The sequence below is a fragment of the Antarctobacter sediminis genome (assembly GCF_019218285.1).
GTDB lineage: Bacteria > Pseudomonadota > Alphaproteobacteria > Rhodobacterales > Rhodobacteraceae > Antarctobacter > Antarctobacter sediminis.
This window is the reverse complement of the sequence record NZ_JAHUZG010000002.1, coordinates 438,849-458,571: the sequence shown is the minus strand read 5'-3', so window position 1 is coordinate 458,571 and position 19,723 is coordinate 438,849. Positions and strand designations below refer to the sequence as shown.

Genomic DNA, 19,723 nt, shown 5'->3' with positions numbered 1-19,723 from the left:
TGCGTTCAAGTCGTCATGTTTCGAAAGAGGAACCGCTTTTGCAGGTCCGGGCTGTCCCGGCGGTTGGTGCCGGGACAGCCACTTTGCGTCAGGCGCGCATCCGTTTGACGAACTGGCGCTGGATCTCGATCAGGCGGGCGCTGAACGGATCGTTGGCGGCATATTCCTCAAGGACGGCGTCGCCCGCAGCCGCCCATTTCTGTTGATCCTCTGGCGACAGGGTCGGGCCCCATTTCATGCCTTTCGAGGCCATTTCATTGACGGCCTCGGACACCCATGTGGTCGATTTGTTGGCCTGATCGATGCCATGCACCAAGGAGCCGTTTTCAAGGATCGACTTGAGGTCGTCAGGCAGGCTGTCAAAACGTGCCTTGTTGGCGATTGTCGGTGCGACCTGAGCGCCCGTCAGCGGGTGCGGGCAGATATAGGCGGCCTGTTCGAACCATGCGCCATCCCGATAATCGATGAGATTGGAACTCGCCGCGCCATCGATCACGCCGGTTGCGAGGCTGGTATCGAGTGGGAGGAATGACGGTGAAATGCGCCGCGATTGTTGGCACGGGGCTGATCGGGCGGGGCTGGGCGGTTGTCTTTGCCCGCGCGGGATGGGCCGTCCACCTTTGGGACCACGATCCCAAAGCAGCGCGGCTCGCGTTGGCATCGGTTCACACCTCGCTGGCGGACCTGAAAACGGCGGGGATGTTGCCCGGCGGCGGCGCACAGATGGGCGATATCCACCTGTGCGAAACGCTCGCCGACGCGGTGGCAGAGGCCGCGTATATTCAGGAATGCGGTCCGGAAAACGCCGAGGTCAAGGCCGCGATGATCGCGGAAATTGACGCGGCCGCGCGGCTTGAGGCCCTGATTGGCAGTTCGACAAGCACCATCCCCGGTTCGCAGTTCCTGCAAGCGGTTGCTGGCCGGGATCGGGCCATGGTGGCGCATCCCGCGAACCCTCCACACCTGATGCCGGTGGTCGAGCTTGTCCCATCGGGCTGGCACTCTTCTGCCATCACGCAACGGTTCAGCGAGCTTTTGCAGTCGGTCGGGCAGGTGCCTGTGGTCGTCGAAAAAGAGATCGAAGGGTTTGTCATGAACCGCCTGCAAACAGCCGTGGTCAATGAGGCAGTCGCGTTGGTTGCACGGGGGGTCATAAGCCCCGAAGGACTGGATGCGGTGATGAAGCACAGTCTTGGACTGCGCTGGGCGTTGATGGGGCCGTTCCAGACCATGGATCTGAATGCGCCGTCCGGTTTTTATGACTACGCCAGCCGGTTTGGCGCTCACTATCAATCCATGGGCCGGGGGTGACCGTTGATGCACCATGGTCGGACGAGACCCTGAAAAAGATCGAAACCGCCTGCCGGTCGGAACGGCCCGCAGGAACCCTTGCGCGGGAAATGCAGCGTCGCGACCGGGCGTTGATGAAGCTGCTTGCCTTGAAATCGGAACTGGAGGCCCAATCATGACCGGCAAAGTCGTCATTACCTGCGCGATCACAGGGGGGATTCACACGCCCACGATGTCACCCTACCTGCCGATCACGCCCGACGAGATCGCAGCCTCGGCCATCGAGGCCGCCGAGGCCGGCGCGGCTGTCTTGCACATGCACGCCCGCAACCCCGACGATGGACGCCCGACACAAGATCCGGAACTGTTCATGCAATTCCTGCCAAGGATCAAGGAGTCCACCGACGCCATCGTGAAAATCACCACCGGCGGCGGCATTGGCATGTCGATGGAGGAAAGGCTGGCCCCGGCACACCGCGCCAAACCCGAGCTTGCCTCGCTCAACATGGGCTCGATGAATTTCTCAGCCGCAGCTGTCGCCGACAAGATCGACAACTGGAAATACGGCTGGGAAAAGCCCTACCTCGAAAAGACCTGGGGGACGATTTATCCCAATACCTTCGAGATGATCGAACAGATCATGCGCGACGTGGGGCAGGCGCATGGCACCCGCTTTGAGTACGAATGCTATGATCTGGGTCACCTGTACAACCTCAAGACGCTGGTAAACAAAGGCCTGGTCACCGGACCCTTCATGATCCAGGGGATTTTCGGAGTGACCGGAGGCATGGGGGCCGACCCCGAGAACCTGATCTATTTCAAGCAGACCGCGGACAAGCTTTTTGGGTCGGACTACAGGCTTTCGGCCTTCGCCATCGGGCGCGTCCAGATGAGCTTTCTGACCATGGCGGCCATCCTTGGGGGCAATGTGCGCGTGGGACTGGAAGACTCGGTGTATATCGGAAAGGGCGAACTGGCCGTTTCAAACGCCCAGCAGGTCACAAAGATCCGCGGCATTCTGGAAGACCTCGGGCTGGAGATCGCGACGCCCGACGAAGCGCGCGCCGCGCTCGCGCTGAAGGGGAAAGACAAGGTCGCGTTCTGATCCGCGACCGGCGCGGGGCCGGCCCTTATGGGTCGGTCCCGATGTCCACTTGAGCGGACAGTATTTGGTCAAGGACGGGGCGCAAAAGGGCACCCATGTGCCTTGCGCCCTCAGGCGTCAGATGCGTGCCATCGAAGGTCAGCGGCGTTCCATCGGCATCCGCATTGGTGCAGGTTTCATAACTTGCGCAAAGCAACTTCTGAAGATCGACATAGTCGGCATGTGGTGGGATGGTTTGGCTCATCTCACGACTGACCTCGGCCAGATCGAGGGGAAGATCGCGTTCGCCAACCAGCGCAGCGACCCCGCCCGAAAAGAACCGGTGTGTCGAGCGCAGACCAAAGTGTTTCCGGCCAAAGACGACGATCCTTGCGTCTGTTGCCTTGGCCATCGCGTCAAGGGACGCGGGCAACAGGGGGGCCGACCACGCGTTCCACGACGAAACGAGCCACACCTGGTCCGCCTGACGCAACCGCGCCGCCAGACGCGGATCATCATAGTCCGACGCTTTTGCGCATCGCCGACGGTCGGCGGCATCCTGATAGGTGGCCAGATCCTCCAGCATCAGATTCCCGCAGCGGGCCGAGATATGGTAGGTCGAAAGTTCCAGTTCCTTGTCCAGCCCGATCTCGTAGATCGCGTTTACAAGGTCCTGCCCGTAGGAATCGCCGATGACAAGGATCTTGGGTTTGGCCGTGTCGTCGGGAAAAGCCCGGCCACGCAGGGCATTGAACCGTCCCGGTACATAGTCCTTGCCGTCGATGAAACTGCTCAGCACCTTTCGTTCGGCGGGACTGTGGCGAAATTCCCAGCCGTTGTTGGCCGTCAGCGACAAGCCAAGCAATGCAAACCCCGCAAGCGATACTGACGCATATTTCAGAACCTGCGCCCTCGACAGGCCCGAAGTTTTCTTGCGGAAGGGCTGTTCGATGTATTTCCAGCTGAGGAAGGCCATGGGGAACGTCGCGACGGCCGCGACGATCACACCGATGGTGTCGTCTGGGAATACGTGTTTGTAAAAGACGATCAGTGGCTGGTGCCAAAGGTAGGCGCTGTAGGAAATCAGCCCCAGCAGGACCATCCATTTGCGGGTCAGAACCGCATGAACAAGGGTTCCGGGTCTGGCGAACAGAATGACCAATGCGGTTCCGGCGCAGGCGGGCAGCGCCAGAAGGCCCGGAAAGGGCTGGCTTTCGTCAAGAAAGGCAATGCTCAGCAGGATCGCAAGCAAGCCCAGTGCCGACAAAAGGTTGTCAAGGACAGGGCGGTCGGACGATCCGGCCGGCCGAAAGAAAAACACCGCCACCGCGCCGATCAGCAGTTCCCATGCCCGCAATGGAAACAGGTAGAAGGCGGCCGAAGGACTGATGTCCATGGCCGCGACCGTCAGCCCGAAACTCAGGATGCCAACCGCGACCATCGAGATCAGCAGGACCCGGCGCCCGAACTTGAAGATGAAGGCAAGAGCAAGCGGGTAGAAGATGTAGAACTGTTCTTCGACCGCAAGGCTCCACGTATGGAGAAGCGGGTTGAGCTCGGCGTTGTTGGCGAAATAGTCGATTTCCCGCCAAAAGAACATGTTCGACACAAAGGTCATTGTGGCCGTGACGCTAAGCCCGAAGGTGCGCAGATCGTTCGCCGGCAGCAACGCCAGAGCGGCGATCGACGAACAGGCGACAACGAATAGCAGTGCGGGCAGGATGCGCCGGGCACGGCGTTCATAAAATTCCGCGATCGTATACTTTCCAGACTCCAGGTCCGACAAAAGCAGCGAGGTGATCAGAAACCCGCTGATCACAAAGAAGACATCGACCCCGATAAATCCGCCCGGTGCAATGTCATGTGCGGCGTGGAACGCGATGACAGGAACCACGGCAACGGTTCTGAGCCCATCAATGTGAGGCTGGTACTTCATTTGGTTCGCCTGGAATTGCAGAATCGAGAAAAAATGTAGCGGTCTTTGGTGACCGCCGTGTCACAACGCGCGGCGGTTATTGCACGCAAGTTGGATGATCGCAAAGACAAACCCGGGAATGCCAGGGCGCGATGCCTGGATTGCATCCTCAAGCTGCTTTTGGACCTAAAGGTGTGCGGGTTCCTGGCTGGGCCGTGGTCAGGTCACTTCATGTCATCATTTGTTGCACGCCCGGTCAGCGCCTTGAGGGTTTCGATGTGTTCTTGGATCACAAAGCGCGCGCCAGAGGCTGTCAGGTGGCCATAGTCGAACTGCATCGGTGCCCCGTCAGGCGCAACAAGATGGCAGGTTTGGTCGGGACAGATGGTGCCGAGAACATCGACATAGGTCGCCCCGGAGGCTTCCGTGGCTTGGCGCATCACATCGTTGATGGCGGTCATGCCGGGTTTCCGAACCGTATCAAAGTCGACGTGGTCCCCGGTAAGTTCGCTCCGCGCGAGAATTTCGGGAAAGACGCCATCGTATTCAACGGTGGGGCCAATCACCACGACATGTTCCGCCAAGGACGACAGCCGCGACAGGGTCGGGGAGACAAATGGCATTTCTGCCTCACGCCACCGCCCGGCAAGGACAACAAGATCGACATCGTTGGCGGGAAGGAATTCGGTGAAGACCCACGAACGAAGGTCGGTGCATCTTGGTGCCCCTTCTGCGTCCAATAGCGCGCGGCAGCCAGACGACGTCGCCTGCATCACGTGTGCCTCCGGCAGTGCCGTGTTCAGGGCGTTGCGGTATTGGGCGGCATGACTGTCACCGATCAAAAGCACATTTATCTTTTGCGGATCAGGGGTTGCGCATCCGGGTTGGTCAAAAGCGTCGAACGAGGCGTCGGATTGCGTGATAAAGCAGGTTCCGGTGCGGAACTGATCCTTGTGATCGGGCCAGCTGCGGTAGTCCGCATAGGATGCGATGCGGCTGACATTGTCGGGAAAGCTGCGCAGGGTAACAAGGCCGGACATTCCCAGCCATCCCAGACCGCCAAAGGCGACCAGAACGATCAGGCCGCAAAACGTGACCTTGGCCGGGGCGAATGCGCGGGCACGCGACGTGCGAAAGGGGCGTTCGATCCCGTAGGTGGACGCCACGGCCAAGGCAATCGACAAAACGGCAAGAAAGGTCATTTCGGTCAGGGACAGATGTTCGCCCGAATGTGCTTTCCAGAAGACGATGACCGGCCAGTGCCAAAGGTAGAGGCTGTAGCTGACCTTGCCGATCTCGACGAAAAGCCGGGAAGACAGCAACGCTCCGACCGGTCCGCTTTGGCCCCAACCGATCAAGAGCGCGGCGCCAAGGACCGGGGCGATGGCATTCCAGCCGGGGAAGGCAGAGGTCCGGTTCAGCAAGACCATTGGCAGGATGGTCAGGGCCAGACCGAACAAGCCGACGATCCAGCCTTTTTCGAATTTCGGGGCAAGCTGTCTTTGCGCGAGTATTGCCAGCAGCGAGCCGATGCCCAACTCCCAAGCCCGCGGTGGCAGCAGGTAGAATGCCGTGGGTTGGTCCTTGATGGTCAGCACGATGCAGCCCGCAAGCGACAGAACGATCAGGCCAATGACGATCTGGATCATGTAGCGCTGGGCGAATTTCGCGATGGCAAAAAGAAGTGGCGGGAAGAAGATGTAGAACTGCTCTTCGACGGCCAGCGACCAGGTGTGCAGCAAGAGTTTCGATTCCGCCGGCGCGGTAAAATAGCCGGCGTCGGCCCAGAAGTAGAAGTTCGAAATGAAGGCCGCCGCGGCGATGATCGATTTGCCGGTCTCGACCCTTTCGGCCTCGAAGAACAGCAGGCCGGACAGGAAGAATGTGGCCAGCAGGACCACCGACAAAGCGGGCAATATTCGGAGAATGCGCCGCTTGTAAAAGTCCAGCAGCGAATAACGGTCTTTCTCGATGTCTTCGAGAAGGATGCTCGTGATGAGAAATCCGCTGATGACGAAAAAGACATCGACGCCGACGTAACCTCCGGGGAACAGCGGGCTTCCGAGGTGGAAAATGACGACGGGCAAAACGGCAACTGTTCTGAGCCCATCAATGTGAGGCTGTTACTTCATCAATCATCCTCGGCGAGCAAATGTCTTGTCGGTCGTAGAGCCGATTGGCCCTGCGATTGCAACGTGTCTGCATGGCCGGACCCAAGAAACAAAGCCTGCGGGCCAGTTGCGCGGGGGCCCCGCTGAAACCATGGTCATTCCACGTGCAGGAGAGATGCGCCGGGAGGGGTGGAAAGGCGGCGCAGCGCGTGCGTCGCCTTTCTTGTGCTGTGGCCGGGGTCAGAACGTCTTGGTCAGGCTGATTTTGAAGGTACGGCCCGGGGCCTTGCGCGTGGGCGAGGACAGGTGGCCGACATAGTCAAGGTCCAGCGCATTCTCGATCCCGAAGCGGACTTCGGTGCCGTCCATCCAGCCGGATTGTTCCGGGCGCCATGTTGCCCGCAGGTTATGAACGGTCGCCTTGGGCAGATCGGCACCAAGGGCGTCGCGCCGGTCGGCCGAATGCACGGCTTCCCAGCTGAGGTCGAGGGTGTCGCCCCATTTGCGGCCCAGCGTCACCTGCAAACGGTCGGCCGCCGTGTTGCGCCAGACAACCGCATCCACCCCCGGCGCGTATTCCTTGCCAGAGCCGATATGCCCTGCAACATCGACGTAGACCCCGGTTGCATGGCCGTAAGAGGCTTCAAGCTCGAACCCCCGCGTTTCGATCCGGTCGAGGTTCGTCGAGGTCGAACCAGAGGCGGTGTAACTTGTGATGTCCCACATGGTCGTGGCGTAGGCATTGCCGCGAAGGGTCAGGCTGTCGCCTGCGGCAAAAACATCGGCCCCGGTGTATTCCGCGCCGAATTCGAAGGTGTGTGATTTCTCGGTCGTGTGCATCCGGGCAAGCGCGGCGGCGCTGGCCCCCAGATCGTCGATGATCGGCAATCCCTCGGTGTAGGCAACGCTGCCAAAGACCGACAGGCCGTTGCCGAAATCATAGGCCAGGGCCAGTCCGCCCATCAGCGCATCATTGGTGAACTTTCCGTAGGTTGTCGCGCTTTCTATCATCGAGGTTTCATAGCGCAGCGCGGGTGTCACCGTGAACGCGCCCATGGTGATTTCGTCGACAAGGAACAGGGCGATGCGGCGGTCCGTCCCGCCCGGGGCGCTGGCGGCAGAGTTGTCCTTGCGGTCGCGTTTGATGAATTCGACGCCCGTCAACAGGTCATGTTCCATGGCGTCGGATCCGAACAAAGACCTGTTCGACAGGGTCAGCTTGCTGGTCTGGTAACGCTGGTCGGCGTTTACCGTGCTTTCCAGAAAGGCGAAGGTCGGAGTGCCTTCCAGGGGCGACGATCCCGGCACATAGTCATATTCGATGATTTGATCCGCATAGGACAGGTTCAGGCGCAGGTCGATCAGGTCGCTGGCCGGGTTGTAGCGATAGTCGATCACGGCCTGCCTAGTATCGGTCAGCCGGTCGACATTGCCAAAGGTGCCGCCGGTGGTGGCGAACTGGTCATAGGGCACATCCTTGTCGTCAGCCACGGTCTGGGAATAGCTGAAGGTCAGTTCATGCGCGTCGGCCTCGCCAAAGGTGAACTTGGCCTTTGCCAACCCCGAGGGCGTGCGAAAGGCGCTGTTGCCGATGGTCCTGCCATCCCCTGCTGTCAGGTCGTCCTGATCGCGGATTGTGTAGTTCAGCAGGAACTCGGCCCGGCGGGTCGGTTGCCAAGCCAGCGTCGAGGAACTGACCACACCACCGCCGTTCGAGCTGAACTCCAGCGTTTGGGATCCGGCCAGCCCCGGTTCGCCGCCGGTGAAATCCGAAGCATCCTTGCTTTCAAGCCGGACGACACCGCCGATGATCCCGGACCCGTAGGCAAAGCTGCCGATGGTGCCACGCAGGACTTCGGCCTGTTTGTACAGCAGGGGGTCGGTGAACAGCTGGGTGCCGATCCGGTACAGTTCTTCGGATCCCACAGCCGCGCCATCCACCAGAACGGCAATCTTTTGGTCCGACCCGTAGGTCGTGTTGGCGCCAAAGCCCCGGATGTTGATTCCCGACCCTTGCGGCGTGGTGCCGTTGACCAGGGTGACACCGGGGACCGAGTCGATCAGCTGGGCCACGGTGCTGGCCTGCCTGTCCTGAATTTCGGTCTCGTCGATAACGGTGCGTGACAGGGCGGTGCCAAAGCTGAGATCGCGCTTGCCTGCGGTCAGGATCAAGGTGCCAAGAAAACCGGGGTCTTCCTGCGCCGTGGCGGGGGCCGTCAGCGACAGGCAGGCCAGCGCGGTTGTGCCGCGCAAGAAATGGGTGAGCATGGGTGCAGTCCTTCATGTCCATGGGTCTGGGCCGTGGCTTGCGAAGGGCTGGCGCGGGCGAATTGTTGCCGATGCGATAAATCTTATCGTGACGGGTTGCAGGGTTACGATATCCAGACTAAAACAGTCAAGTAATTAGCGTAAGCCACGCATACCTTGGGTGTGCGAAGCCAGCAGACCTTCCCAACCCCGAGGATGTCATGACCGAGCAGCTTGCGCCGTCGCCAGCCGAAATCCGCTCCGCCGCAGCGGAAAACCCGAAACTCCGTGCCCGCGATCTGGCTTCAAAGCTCGGCATCGCCGAGGCTCAGCTTGTCGCCGCACGTATCGGTCAGGGCGTGACCCGCATCGCGGCGCATCCCGATGTGCTGATGCCCGCCGCCGGGCGGCTGGGCGAGGTCATGGCCCTGACGCGAGTCGAGGCCTGTGTTCACGAAAAGGTCGGGCGCTATTCCAATTACCACCCGGGCGAACATGCGGCGATGGTGCTGACCGAAGAGATCGACCTGCGGATCTTTCCGTCCCATTGGGTCCATGCTTTCGCGGTGGAAGCGCCGGACGGGGAGGGCGGCACACCGCGCCGGTCCTTGCAGATCTTCGATGCAGCCGGGGATGCGATCCACAAGATCCATCTGCGTGAGGGGTCGGCCCATGCGGACTGGGCCTCGCTGGTTTCGGATCTTGCGTCGGAGGATCAGTCCGAAGGGCAGGCGGTTCAACCACGCCAGCCGACGGAGGCGCCGAAATCGCGCCCTGACAAGCTGGACGTCCTTCGGCAGGAATGGGCGCGGCTGACCGACACGCACCAGTTCCTGCGCCTGTGTTCCAAGCTGAAGATGAACCGGCTCGGGGCTTACCGCATCGCCGGGGCTCCGTTTGCGCACAGGCTTGCCCCGCAGGCCACCAACCTGATGTTGCACGCGGTGCGCGACGCCGGGATCGAGGTCATGGTCTTTGTCGGCAACCGTGGCTGCATCCAGATCCACTCTGGCCCATTGGAGACCCTTCACCCGATGGGGCCGTGGCAGAACGTGATGGATCCTGACTTTAACCTGCACCTGCGACTGGACAAAGTGGCCGAGCTTTGGGCCGTGGAAAAACCGACGCAGCGCGGCCCGGCCATTTCGGTCGAAGCCTTCGATGCCGAGGGCGGGATCATCTTTCAGATTTTCGGTGTCGGAAAGGAGGGCCGCGATTCCCGTCCCGCTTGGGGCCGGATTGTCGAGGCGCTGCCAGTTCTGGACGAGGTGCCGGCATGACCTGCACGTCTGCATCCCGGAGCATTGCCCTGTTCACCGGGCTGTCGACCGCGATCTTTGGCGCGCTTGTCGCCCTGACCGTTTCGGCACAGCAACCGGACCCGAAACATCCGACAGCGGACGTGCTGTCCATTGGCGGGTCGGTGACAGAGATCATCGTTGCGCTTGGGCAACAGCATCGCCTGTTGGCGCGGGACACGACCTCCAGCTTTCCGCCGGAGGTGACGCATCTGCCGGACGTGGGTTACATGCGCGCGCTGTCTCCCGAAGGTGTGCTGTCTGTCGGGCCGTCGCTGATCTTGTCGGAAGAGGGGGCGGGGCCACCGGAAACACTGGATGTGATCCGTGCGGCAGAAGTGGACTTTGTCGAAGTGCCCGATGCGCTGGATGCCGAGGGGATCCTGCGCAAAATCGCAGTCATCGGAGATGCGCTGGGCGTTCCGGACCGGGCCGAGACATTGGCACAGGAGGTCGGCCAAGCGCTGGACAGGGCGCGCGCCCAAGCGGATGTGGCACCTGCGGATCGCAAGCGCGTGCTTTTTGTGCTGTCGACGCAGGGAGGCAAGATCAACGCCTCGGGCACCGGGACTGCGGCTGATGCGATCATCCGCATGGCGGGCGGTGTCAACGCGATCGACGCTTTCGACGGCTACAAGCAGCTTACGGACGAGGCAGTTGGCCGTGCTGCGCCCGACGTTATCCTGATGATGACACGGCAAGGCGATCATGCAGCCCCGGACGACGCGCTGTTTGACATGCCCGCAATCCGGTTGACCCCGGCGGCCGCGACGCGCTCTGTCGTGCGTCTGGACGGGTTGTTGATGCTTGGCTTCGGGCCGCGCACTGCCGAAGCGGTCGAGACGCTGCATGGTGCGCTGTACGGCGGCGCGGGATAAGCCGATGGCCGCACTTAGCGAACCACTGATGCCGCCACGCGACCGGCTGGACCGGGCAAGGTCGCTGCATGTCGTCCTGACTGGGGTCCTGTTGCTCTGTGCTTTGGCAAGCCTTCAGGTCGGGGCGGCGGATGTGACCCTGACGGCACTGCTGGGCAAACTGCTGAGCGGGGCGGACCTAAGTCAGGTCGAAAAGGTCGTCCTGTTGGACATTCGACTGCCGCGGCTTGCGCTGGGTGTCCTTGTGGGGGCGGCACTGGCGGTGTCCGGGGCTGCGATGCAGGGCCTGTTCCGCAACCCTTTGGCCGATCCAGGTATCGTCGGGGTCGGGGCCGGTGCGGGCCTTGGGGCGATCCTTGCCATCGTGCTGGGCGCGGCGCTCCCACCGTCCGTTCAGGCGGTCACGGGGGCGCATCTGACGCCTTTCGCGGCCTTTCTGGGGGGATGGGGCGCGACGCTGATCCTGTACCGCGTGTCGACTCGGCAGGGCCGGACTTCTGTGGCGACAATGTTGCTGGCCGGGATCGCGCTGGGGGCGCTGTCGGGGGCGTTGTCGGGCATCCTTGTCTACATCGCCGATGACCGGCAACTGCGCGATCTGACCTTTTGGGGAATGGGATCGCTTGCCGGTGCAAGCTGGGCCAAGGTTCTGTCTGCCGGGCCGCTGATCCTGCTGTCTATCGGCGCGGCCTTGGCGCTTGGGCGGGGGTTGAACGGGCTGGCGCTGGGCGAGGCGACCGCTGCCCATATCGGCATCAATGTTCAGCGCATGAAAAACATTGCCATCCTTGCCGTCGCGGGGGCGGCCGGGGCGGCGGTGGCCGTATCCGGCGGCATCGGGTTCATCGGCATCGTCGTGCCACACCTGCTGCGGCTGTGGTCCGGGCCGGATCACCGGACCCTGTTGTTGAACGCGGCGCTTCTGGGGGCCAGTCTCTTGATCCTGGCCGATGTGATTGCCCGCGTGGTGATCGCGCCTGCGGAACTGCCCATAGGCATCGTGACCGCCGTGCTGGGCGCGCCGGTGTTCCTTTGGATCCTTCTGCAACGCCGGGGGCTGGTCGATACATGACGCTGCACGCCGAAAACATCCGTGTGCGCTATGGTCGGCGCGAAGTCCTGCGTGGCGTCGACCTGCTGGCGCGCCCCGGAGAGGTCACAGCCATCGTGGGGCCAAACGGATCGGGGAAATCGACTCTGCTGGGCGCCATAGACGGGACCTTGCCGTATGAGGGGCGGGTTTCCCTGAACGGGCGCATAACGTCCGGGCAGGCCGCTCATGAACTGGCCGCGCAACGGGCGGTTCTGCCACAATCCTCGCGCCTTGCCTTTCCCTTTACCGTGATCGAGGTGGTGCGGATCGGGTTGCAATCCGGCACTGCCGGCGACCGTCCCGAGGTGCCGATGCAGGCGCTGGCCCGCGTGGGGTTGGCACATTACGCTGATCGGTTCTTTCAGGACCTCTCCGGCGGTGAGGCGCAGCGCGTCATGCTGGCCCGCGTGCTGGCACAGGTCTGGTCGCCGGTGTCAGAGGGCGTGCCCCGCTGGTTGCTGTTGGACGAGCCCGTTTCCAGTCTGGACATCGGGCACCAGTTGCAAGTCATGCAGATTGCCCGAGATTTCGCCCGGGCCGGAGGCGGTGTTCTTGCCGTGATGCACGACCTGAACCTGACAGCCCTGTTCGCTGACTGCGTCGCCGTGCTGGCCGAGGGGCGTTGCGTTGCCGCCGGTACTCCGACCAAGGTGCTGACGGATCAGATCCTGTCGCGCGCCTATGGGTGTTCCCTGCGCGTTTCGGCACCACCGCCGGAAGATGTGCCCTTTGTTTTGCCACATGCGGCGACGGCCTGATGAAAATGGCGTATTGTTTTTGTCAGGTATTGTTCGGGCGCGTGGCGAATGATACCACGCACCTATCCAGCCAGGGCCGCGGCCCCAGCCAATTGTCAATCCGATCGACGAGGGCTGGATGATCTCTTTTCTTAACAGGGCCGTGGCGGCAGTTTGCACCGCAACCTTTTTGGCCACACCGGTTTGGGCCGAAACCATGCAGGGCCCACATGTGGCGCTGGAGCTCAACGCGCTGGAACCGGTGGATGGTGCCTGCCGGATCAGCTTTGTGGTGCAGAATGGCCATGAGGCCGACATTGCGCAGGCGGTCTATGAGGCGGTCCTTTTTGACACCCAGGGCCGGGTGAACCGCATGACCCTGTTTGATTTCGGCGAACTGCCCGCGGCCCGCCCGCGTGTGCGCCAGTTTGTTCTGGCGGGTCTGGCCTGCGCGGATCTTGGGCGGCTGCTGATCAATGGCGCGGAAACCTGTGAAGGGACGGGCCTGCCTGGCGGAGCCTGCACAGACGGTCTCGACCTGCGCAGCCGTACCGACGTGGAGGTTCTGGGATGATCGCAACCCTGACGGACGCGCTGGTCCGCGTCTATGATTTGGGCGGTCCGGTTGTCGTAGTGCTGGGCGTGGTTTCGATCCTTGTTCTGGCCGTTGTCCTGTACAAGCTGTGGCAGTTCGCGGCGGCAGGGGTTGGACGGCACAAGGCCCTGCGCGAGGCGGTCGAAGCCTGGGACATGGGCAACCGATTGGCCGCGCGGCGACAGTTGGACCAGTCGCGCAGCTATCTGCGTCCGGTTCTGGCGATGGCCTTTGACGGACAGGCCGACGCTCAGCGGCTGGAGGCCGAGGCAGAGGCCCGGTTTGCCCGGTTGGAAACCGGGTTTCGCCTGCTGGATTCCGTGGCGCAACTGGCGCCGCTGCTGGGTTTGTTCGGGACTGTCCTTGGCATGATCTCGGCCTTTCAGGCGCTGCAATCGGCGGGCGCGCAGGTTGATCCATCCATCCTTGCGGGGGGGATCTGGGTTGCCCTTCTGACCACGGCTGTCGGGCTGGCCGTCGCCATGCCCACGGCCTTGGTGCTCAGCTGGTTCGAGTCGCGGATGGATGCAGAGCGCGTTCTGGCGCAAAAGGCATTGCGCAGCGTCCTGTCCCCGGCCGGGGCCGAACACGCCATGGCCGCGCCATCGGCGGTGCCCGCCCATGCGTAGGCGCAGGCCACGGCGCAGGTTGTCCATGACCTCGTTGATCGACGTGATCTTTCTGCTGCTGCTGTTTTTCATGCTGAGTTCGACATTTACCCGGTTTGGCGAGGTGGAGCTGGCCGCAGGGGTTGGATCTGGCGCTTTGTCCCCGGTCTCGCCGGTCTTTCTGCGCTTGGGGGAGGACCAGCTGAGTCTGAACGGCACGCAACATCCGCTGGCTGCCCTGCCGGAGGTCCTGCAAGCGCGTCAGGCGGGCGTCGCGGATGACCTGCCTGTCGTCGTGGCCTTGCAGGGCGGTGTCTCGGCGCAACGCCTGACCGATCTGCTGGCCGCATTGCGCGGGATGTCCGGCCTGCGCATCACCGTTCTGGGGGCAGTATGACCCGAGTAAGCCGGCACAGGTCAAACCGGGAGCCGACGATCGCGCTGATCAACATCGTTTTCCTGATGCTGATCTTTTTCCTCGTTGCGGGGACATTGGCGCGGCCGTTGGACAAGGAGTTGACCTTGGTGCGCACTGCCGCGCTGGAAGGCGCGCCGCCGCAAGATGCATTTGTCATCCATGCGGATGGGCGCATGGCGTGGCAGGGGGCGGCCGTCGCGGGGCCTGCCGAGGCAGTGGCCCTCTTGTCTGTCGAGGCGCGTGAGATCGTCCGTGTCGTGCCGGACCGCGCCTTGCCCGCCGAAGAGTTGATCCGTATTGGCCGCGCCCTGCGGCTGGCCGGTGCGGGAAAGGTCGTCATCGTCACCGAAAGGGGACTGGAATGATTGTGACGTCGCGTATTGCCAAGTTGGCCGCAGGCGCGGTGGCGCTGGCTGCGCACGGGGCCTTTGCGTTGACCCTTTCCGGGCCCGAGCCGGTGCGGACAGAGGGCGGGGCGGGCGGTGCCGAAGTGCGGCTTGGCTCTTCTTTTGCGGATATGGCGGTTGACCGGGTCGCTGCCGAAGCGCCTGTCGAGGTTGCCATGGCCAACGCGCCGGACCGGGCCGTGCCGCAACAGACCAGTGTGATGGCGCGACGTGTGACGCCGCCGCCGACTGCCGCCGCGGCGGTGCAAGCCGAGCCCGTCACGCCTGCGACACCCGCGCCAAGCGCCGCTGCCCCGGTTGCATCGTCGGCCCCGGCGGTCCTGCCGACACCGGCCGCACCTGCCGCTGACACGACCGAACGGATCACTGCGGACATGCCCCGCACGGCGGCTGTGTCCCGGTCCTTGCGCCCCCGGATGCGGTCGCCAGAGCTTGAGACCGCGAACAGGCCGAAACCGGCGCCACAGGGCGGTGGCGCCGCGCGCAATGCCCGCGCGGGCAAGGCTGCGGGTACTGAAAACGCCAAGGCGCTGACCAGCGGTGCCCCAACTGGCAAACCCGCGCCGGGAAATGCCGAGGCCAGCAACTATCCCGGTCAAGTGATGCGGGTGCTGTCCCGCGCCGGGCGTCCGCGTGTCAATACGCGCGGCGCAGCGCTTGTGTCCTTTACCATATCGGCCAGCGGCGGTGTGGCCTCTGCCACGGTTGCGCGCAGTTCTGGCTCGGCGGCACTTGACCGAGCGGCGATCCAGATCGTTCGCAATGCCGCGCCATTCCCCAGACCTCCGGCAAATGCACGCCGCAGTTTCTCGGTCGAGATCAAGGGACGCTAGAAAAACCGCGTGGCCCGCAGGCGGCATCAGGGCTTGGCAAGTCGGAAACGGCCATGAAATAACTGAAGACGTCGGGCCGGGAATGCGCCTTGTCTGGCAGCGTAGGCAGGCAAGAAGACCCGGAGGGCACATGGCTGAAACGACACCGGTCTTCGCAAGGGCCTGCAAAGGGGTCAGATCATGATCTGGTATGTCTTCAAGCGCGGCGTCGGCCTTGCATTGGTATTGGGGTTGATGGGCCTTGCCGGTCTTTATGCCGGGGTGGCGCAAACCCTGCAATCCAACGCGTTTGCCGATGCGCCCACGGTTGAAGGTCGGGTTGTCCGGCTGGAAAAGTTCTCGCGCACGCAGTCGGGCACAACCAGTACCACCTACCGCGTGACCGTCGTGGCGACGGGCGACCAGCATCGCGAGTCGGTCAACCGCGCCTTTTACGAGAGCCTCCGAGAGGGCCAGACCCTGCCGGTGCTCAAGCTGGAAGGCGACCCGCCGCAGTACCGGGTGGAGCCGGCACGCCTGAGGGCCTCGTCGATCTGGGCGCTGGCGATTGGCGTTCTGGCCGTTGCGGGGGCTGCGGCCCTCGGGCGGTTCGGGTGGCAGTCAGGCCGCCGTGCGTGGCGGCTGGACAGGCAGGGCGTGCGGACAGAGGCAAAGATCACCGAACTGGTGCAATCGGGGATTGTCCACAAGCTGGCCGTGTCCTTCGATGATCGCGCGGGGCGGCGGCAAGAGGTGCAGGTGGCCCGTATGCAGGGCGCATTTGCCCCCGGTGACACGGTTGAGATCCTCTACGATCCCGAGGCCCCCCACAACGCCCGGCTGGCCAATGCGCCGGGTTGATCCGTGACGTTGGCCCATCCCTGAACCGATAGGCACCCCGCGCAGAAGCTTCCGGCGGGGCGCGGTTTTTTCGAAAAGGCCTCAGCTGTAATGTTGGTTCGCCGTCTTTGCCACCGACTCCTTTATGGTTTTGTTGGCGGTTTCGCCACGGAAGCTGCGGATGACGATGCTGCCCTTGTGCAGCGTGTTGCAGTTGACCTTGGTCTTGTAGGCTTTGACCTTTACGTGGCTCGGCTTGTAGGGCTTGTGCTTTTTCTTGATATAGCCGCACTTCATCACGATGGTGCCTTTGCCCTTGGCGGCTTCTGTCTTGCGTTCGGTCAGGATGCTGCGCTCGGTCCTTGCCTCGTCGCGGGCCATGGCCGGGGCCGGAAGGATCGAGGTTGCGGCCAAAGACGCCAGTAGCGCCGCTGCTGCGAACTGGCGAAAGGTCGAAACGGTCTTTGTTGCAATGGTCATTGTCGTGTCTCCTGTCTGGATCTGATCGGGGCCGTTCTGGCCGCCGATGCCCAATGCACGGGGCGTTTCGAGCAGGAGTTTCGACGGGTAAGGAATGCCCGACCGGCGGCGGGTCGCCCGCCGTGCGCGCCGTCCCGGGCACGTCAACGGCGCGTCAATCCGAAAGGCTGAGGTTGTTGATGTGTGGCGACAACAGGCGAAGTAACAGCGGCTTGCCGCCCTTTTCCAGCGCGTCGATCATGCCGTCATGCTGTTCCACCAGCGATGAAAGGCTGGTGAATTCGACATTCGCGGCCTGCGCCAGCTGGAAATGCTGAAATCCGAAGGACAGATTGCGGTACTGTTCGTCGACAATGACATTCCGGGCCAGCCCCGCCAGAGTCTGGTGGAATTCGCTGTTCATGGTGCCCCATTCGACCGTCACGTTGCGCCGGGATGCCGACGCGATGGCGCGCATCTTGTCGTTCAGGCGGCGCAATTTGCGAATGTCCGCGGGGGGGGGTGCGGCGACAAAAACAGCCGCGGTTGGGTTCCTCGCGGACAAGGCGCGACGCCAGAAGCCGGGCGAGCGCCTCAAGCACGGGGATCATGCTGACGCCGTGCTGGTTGGCGATGGTCTTGGGGCGAATAGGTGCCCCGGGGGCAAGCTCGCCGCTAATGATTGCGTCATGGATCACGACCACCAGCCTGTCGACGAGGCTGCCCGTGTCGATTGCCTTGCTGTCCTGTTCGCTCAAACCCGGTCCTTTCTGCCGCTCCGATGTGCGGGCAGGTCTGCCCGCCCGACCAGCGCAAAGCCGATCACACGCCGCAAACGCGGCGATCATCCGCCGTTGGTCATGCTGCCAATCCGTTCACCTTCGGCGAAGACGTCGTACCAGACCGTATGCCCGGCCCGCGGTGTCTCGTCATCCAGTTTGTGCCGTCTTGGCCCCTCGTCGCGGATCCGGCGCAGCGCCCGGATCCCGATCATGTCGTATCCAAGGCCGAGATCCATGGAGCGATCCAGCCGGACCTCGAAGGGATTTGTGTCGTCATCGGTATCTCCGCCAAATGACAACAACCCGCTTTCGAGCCGTTCCACCGGGTTGGGATTGCCGGGGCCTATGCCTCAGGGCGCGCCAGCCTCGCGCATGATGTTCCACGGGTCGGCGCCCCGGCGACCGTCCATCAGGTAAAGCTCGAAGCCGTCCTGATTGGAGTAGCCGGAGCGGGCGATCCTGACCGGGATGCCCCGGACCGAGGGCGCGACGATATGGCAGCCCCGCATAAGGTAGTCGACCCGCGCGCAGCCTCGATGTCATGTGCGGCCCAGTCCGAAAATGAGATCGCCAGCGACGGCGTCCGACCTTACTGTTCGCGTTTGACGACCTTGCCATCGGGAAAGCCGAAACCGGCGCAGAACAGCGGGCCAAGCGGGGAGGGGGCAACATCCTGTCGGTAGATGACGGTTTCCCCCTCGACCGTGACCTCGGGAACATTGTCCCAGTCGCCCTGTTTGAAAGTGTCGGCATGCAAGAAGGCGATATGCGTCAGGTCCAGCACGTTTTCGCGGATCAGCACCCAATTGGCGTCGACCTCCATTTAGCCGGTGACGAAGGACCAGCCGGGATCGGTGGTATCGGCCATGTCGACGGGTTCGTGATCTATGGCCTCGGGATCACCTATCCAGATCCACAGAAAGGCACCGGATTGGCGCAGGGGATAGCTTTGGACCCGCGCGGATTTCGGGACGCTGGCCTGGGTCGGAACCTTGGTACAGCCGCCGTCGGCGCCAAAGGCCATGCCGTGACAAGGGTTGACCAACTGGTCGTCGACCATGCGGCCCTCGGGCAGAGGGGGCAGCGATGTGGACAACGGTTGTCCAGCGCGACCGAGTTCCATCCTTCAGACGATACATCACAATAGGTTTTTCCAGCAGCCATCGTGCCATGGGTTTCGTGTTCACTTCGTCCGTGTGGGCGGTACACCACCACATGTTGCGGGGATAGTTGTCCTCCAGCATGCCGTTCGGGATCAGTTGCCCACCTTTGGTCAGGCCGTTTGCATGATCGTTCATTTGCCTTTCCCCTGGGTATGTCTTGGAAACGTGCGATTTCTTCGGGTTTCATCCGGTAAGAATGCTCGGCGTCGGGGAACGCGCCGGATTGCATGTCCTCGGCGTAGTCGGCGAAGGCCCTGACCGCGATTTCGGCAAGGTTCGCATAGCGTTTGGCGAATTTCGGCTTGAAGCGGTCGAAGGCCCCCAGCAGGTCATAGCCATTCAGAAACTGGCAGCTCCCGGCCCTGCCTGCGCCGATGGAAAAGGTAAAGATGTCCACGGCTTCGTCCCCGGCCTTGCCGACCTCATAGGGCATGGCCTCGATTTCCAGCCTGATCGCCCCCGCCTCCTGAATGGCGCGGGCGTTGTCGACGATCTCGATCGCGGCTTCGGCTGTGCGCCCCTGCATCTTGAAGCCGCCAAAACGGTGCACGTAATGCGGGAGCAGGCCGACATGGCTCATGACCGGGACACCGGCAACGGCCACGGCCTTGATGCTGTCGAAATTCTCGCGTCCGCCTTGCAGATTGACCGCGTCCGCGCCGCTTTCCTTCATCAGGCGCACGGCGTTCTGCACCGCCATGTCCCGCGTCGCGAAAGAACCTTAGGGCACCGAGACCAGGCAGAGCGTGTACGGCGCGCGTGTGCTGGATCATGTGGTCCAGCGTCACGCCAAGGCTGTCCCCGACACCCACGATGTCGAACCCGGGGCGTTCCACCCATGTGGCGGTCAGCACTTCGCCAACGGCGACCATGACCAACCGGTCACCGGCGTTTCCGGGCAGCCAGTTCGGGGATCGCCAATTTTGTTGCCATGAGAGGCCTCCCAAGATCTCACTTGTTTAGGATATCAATTAATATCTAGCCGT

General features: G+C 62.7%; 23 protein-coding genes and 2 pseudogenes. 13 read left to right on the top strand and 12 right to left on the bottom strand.

Annotated features, from left to right (window positions below):
- Positions 1 to 88: 88 nt before the first annotated feature.
- A complete protein-coding gene (locus KJP30_RS09960; protein ID WP_343222783.1) occupies positions 89 to 541 on the bottom strand; it encodes a type 2 periplasmic-binding domain-containing protein in 453 nt (150 codons plus the stop codon).
- On the opposite strand from KJP30_RS09960, the gene KJP30_RS09955 reads away from it, so the two are divergent.
- From KJP30_RS09955 to kce, 3 genes are read left to right on the top strand one after another with little or no spacing between them, the layout of a single operon-like run.
- Positions 529 to 1,311, top strand: a complete 783-nt coding sequence (locus KJP30_RS09955) for a 3-hydroxyacyl-CoA dehydrogenase NAD-binding domain-containing protein (RefSeq protein ID WP_218448983.1) — start codon at positions 529 to 531, stop codon at positions 1,309 to 1,311. The two genes, KJP30_RS09960 and KJP30_RS09955, sit on opposite strands and share 13 nt — an antisense overlap.
- Positions 1,308 to 1,469: a hypothetical protein gene (locus KJP30_RS09950; RefSeq protein ID WP_218448982.1), complete on the top strand. Its 162-nt coding sequence runs from the start codon at positions 1,308 to 1,310 to the stop codon at positions 1,467 to 1,469. Before KJP30_RS09955 ends, KJP30_RS09950 begins: the two co-directional genes overlap by 4 nt.
- The gene (kce, locus tag KJP30_RS09945; protein WP_218448981.1) at positions 1,466 to 2,395 is read left to right on the top strand and encodes a 3,5-dioxohexanoate:acetyl-CoA acetone transferase; all 930 of its coding nucleotides are present in this window, start codon (positions 1,466 to 1,468) and stop codon (positions 2,393 to 2,395) included. Before KJP30_RS09950 ends, kce begins: the two co-directional genes overlap by 4 nt.
- A 25-nt stretch (positions 2,396 to 2,420) precedes the next feature.
- Here kce and KJP30_RS09940 read toward each other — a convergent pair whose 3' ends face one another.
- The 3 genes from KJP30_RS09940 to KJP30_RS09930 all read right to left on the bottom strand — a co-directional run bounded on the left by KJP30_RS09940 (position 2,421) and on the right by KJP30_RS09930 (position 8,668).
- Positions 2,421 to 4,310: an acyltransferase family protein gene (locus tag KJP30_RS09940; protein WP_218448980.1), complete on the bottom strand. Its 1,890-nt coding sequence runs from the start codon at positions 4,308 to 4,310 to the stop codon at positions 2,421 to 2,423.
- Between the two features lie 203 nt (positions 4,311 to 4,513).
- Positions 4,514 to 6,403 (bottom strand): acyltransferase family protein, encoded by a 1,890-nt coding sequence (locus KJP30_RS25175; RefSeq protein WP_343222782.1) that lies wholly within the window; start codon positions 6,401 to 6,403, stop codon positions 4,514 to 4,516.
- Positions 6,404 to 6,640: 237 nt separating this feature from the next.
- Positions 6,641 to 8,668, bottom strand: coding sequence for a TonB-dependent receptor domain-containing protein (locus tag KJP30_RS09930; protein WP_218448978.1), 2,028 nt, complete (start codon positions 8,666 to 8,668; stop codon positions 6,641 to 6,643).
- Between the two features lie 200 nt (positions 8,669 to 8,868).
- Here KJP30_RS09930 and KJP30_RS09925 point away from each other — a divergent pair, with 200 nt between their 5' ends.
- The 10 genes from KJP30_RS09925 to KJP30_RS09880 all read left to right on the top strand — a co-directional run bounded on the left by KJP30_RS09925 (position 8,869) and on the right by KJP30_RS09880 (position 16,354).
- The gene (locus KJP30_RS09925; protein WP_218448977.1) at positions 8,869 to 9,927 is read left to right on the top strand and encodes a hemin-degrading factor; all 1,059 of its coding nucleotides are present in this window, start codon (positions 8,869 to 8,871) and stop codon (positions 9,925 to 9,927) included.
- Positions 9,924 to 10,823, top strand: coding sequence for a heme/hemin ABC transporter substrate-binding protein (locus tag KJP30_RS09920; RefSeq protein ID WP_218448976.1), 900 nt, complete (start codon positions 9,924 to 9,926; stop codon positions 10,821 to 10,823). Before KJP30_RS09925 ends, KJP30_RS09920 begins: the two co-directional genes overlap by 4 nt.
- Positions 10,824 to 10,827: 4 nt before the next feature.
- Positions 10,828 to 11,895 carry a FecCD family ABC transporter permease gene (locus tag KJP30_RS09915; protein ID WP_218448975.1) on the top strand — a complete coding sequence of 356 codons (1,068 nt, stop codon included), beginning with the start codon at positions 10,828 to 10,830 and terminating at the stop codon, positions 11,893 to 11,895.
- Positions 11,892 to 12,674, top strand: coding sequence for a heme ABC transporter ATP-binding protein (locus tag KJP30_RS09910; protein WP_218448974.1), 783 nt, complete (start codon positions 11,892 to 11,894; stop codon positions 12,672 to 12,674). Before KJP30_RS09915 ends, KJP30_RS09910 begins: the two co-directional genes overlap by 4 nt.
- A gap of 118 nt (positions 12,675 to 12,792) precedes the next feature.
- The gene (locus tag KJP30_RS09905) at positions 12,793 to 13,227 is read left to right on the top strand and encodes a hypothetical protein (RefSeq protein ID WP_218448973.1); all 435 of its coding nucleotides are present in this window, start codon (positions 12,793 to 12,795) and stop codon (positions 13,225 to 13,227) included.
- Positions 13,224 to 13,877, top strand: coding sequence for a MotA/TolQ/ExbB proton channel family protein (locus KJP30_RS09900; protein WP_218448972.1), 654 nt, complete (start codon positions 13,224 to 13,226; stop codon positions 13,875 to 13,877). The genes KJP30_RS09905 and KJP30_RS09900 overlap by 4 nt, the downstream gene beginning before the upstream one ends.
- The gene (locus KJP30_RS09895) at positions 13,870 to 14,253 is read left to right on the top strand and encodes a biopolymer transporter ExbD (RefSeq protein WP_218448971.1); all 384 of its coding nucleotides are present in this window, start codon (positions 13,870 to 13,872) and stop codon (positions 14,251 to 14,253) included. Before KJP30_RS09900 ends, KJP30_RS09895 begins: the two co-directional genes overlap by 8 nt.
- Entirely contained in the window at positions 14,250 to 14,639 is a 390-nt protein-coding gene (locus tag KJP30_RS09890) for an ExbD/TolR family protein (protein ID WP_218448970.1), read from the top strand. The genes KJP30_RS09895 and KJP30_RS09890 overlap by 4 nt, the downstream gene beginning before the upstream one ends.
- Positions 14,636 to 15,514: a TonB family protein gene (locus tag KJP30_RS09885; RefSeq protein WP_218448969.1), complete on the top strand. Its 879-nt coding sequence runs from the start codon at positions 14,636 to 14,638 to the stop codon at positions 15,512 to 15,514. The genes KJP30_RS09890 and KJP30_RS09885 overlap by 4 nt, the downstream gene beginning before the upstream one ends.
- 180 nt (positions 15,515 to 15,694) lie before the next feature.
- A complete protein-coding gene (locus KJP30_RS09880; protein ID WP_218448968.1) occupies positions 15,695 to 16,354 on the top strand; it encodes a DUF3592 domain-containing protein in 660 nt (219 codons plus the stop codon).
- Positions 16,355 to 16,435: 81 nt separating this feature from the next.
- Here the strand turns inward: KJP30_RS09880 and KJP30_RS09875 are convergent, their stop codons facing one another.
- The 8 genes and pseudogenes from KJP30_RS09875 to KJP30_RS25220 all read right to left on the bottom strand — a co-directional run.
- Positions 16,436 to 16,813, bottom strand: a complete 378-nt coding sequence (locus KJP30_RS09875; protein ID WP_218448967.1) for a hypothetical protein — start codon at positions 16,811 to 16,813, stop codon at positions 16,436 to 16,438.
- A 154-nt stretch (positions 16,814 to 16,967) separates the two neighbouring features.
- Positions 16,968 to 17,357 carry an FCD domain-containing protein gene (locus KJP30_RS09870; RefSeq protein ID WP_281421422.1) on the bottom strand — a complete coding sequence of 130 codons (390 nt, stop codon included), beginning with the start codon at positions 17,355 to 17,357 and terminating at the stop codon, positions 16,968 to 16,970.
- Positions 17,338 to 17,640: pseudogene (locus tag KJP30_RS25225) on the bottom strand (GntR family transcriptional regulator); the annotation flags it as partial. The pseudogene KJP30_RS25225 and the gene KJP30_RS09870, both read right to left, overlap by 20 nt.
- Positions 17,637 to 17,897, bottom strand: coding sequence for a hypothetical protein (locus KJP30_RS09860; RefSeq protein WP_218448965.1), 261 nt, complete (start codon positions 17,895 to 17,897; stop codon positions 17,637 to 17,639). The gene KJP30_RS09860 and the pseudogene KJP30_RS25225, both read right to left, overlap by 4 nt.
- Positions 17,898 to 17,924: 27 nt before the next feature.
- Positions 17,925 to 18,083 carry a hypothetical protein gene (locus tag KJP30_RS09855; protein WP_218448964.1) on the bottom strand — a complete coding sequence of 53 codons (159 nt, stop codon included), beginning with the start codon at positions 18,081 to 18,083 and terminating at the stop codon, positions 17,925 to 17,927.
- 80 nt (positions 18,084 to 18,163) lie between these two features.
- Entirely contained in the window at positions 18,164 to 18,397 is a 234-nt protein-coding gene (locus KJP30_RS09850; protein ID WP_218448963.1) for a hypothetical protein, read from the bottom strand.
- Complete coding sequence (locus KJP30_RS24895) at positions 18,398 to 18,697, bottom strand: Rieske 2Fe-2S domain-containing protein (RefSeq protein ID WP_246594460.1); 300 nt, start codon at positions 18,695 to 18,697, stop codon at positions 18,398 to 18,400.
- 257 nt (positions 18,698 to 18,954) lie between these two features.
- Positions 18,955 to 19,437: pseudogene (locus tag KJP30_RS25220) on the bottom strand (3-methyl-2-oxobutanoate hydroxymethyltransferase); the annotation flags it as partial.
- Positions 19,438 to 19,723 lie beyond the last annotated feature (286 nt).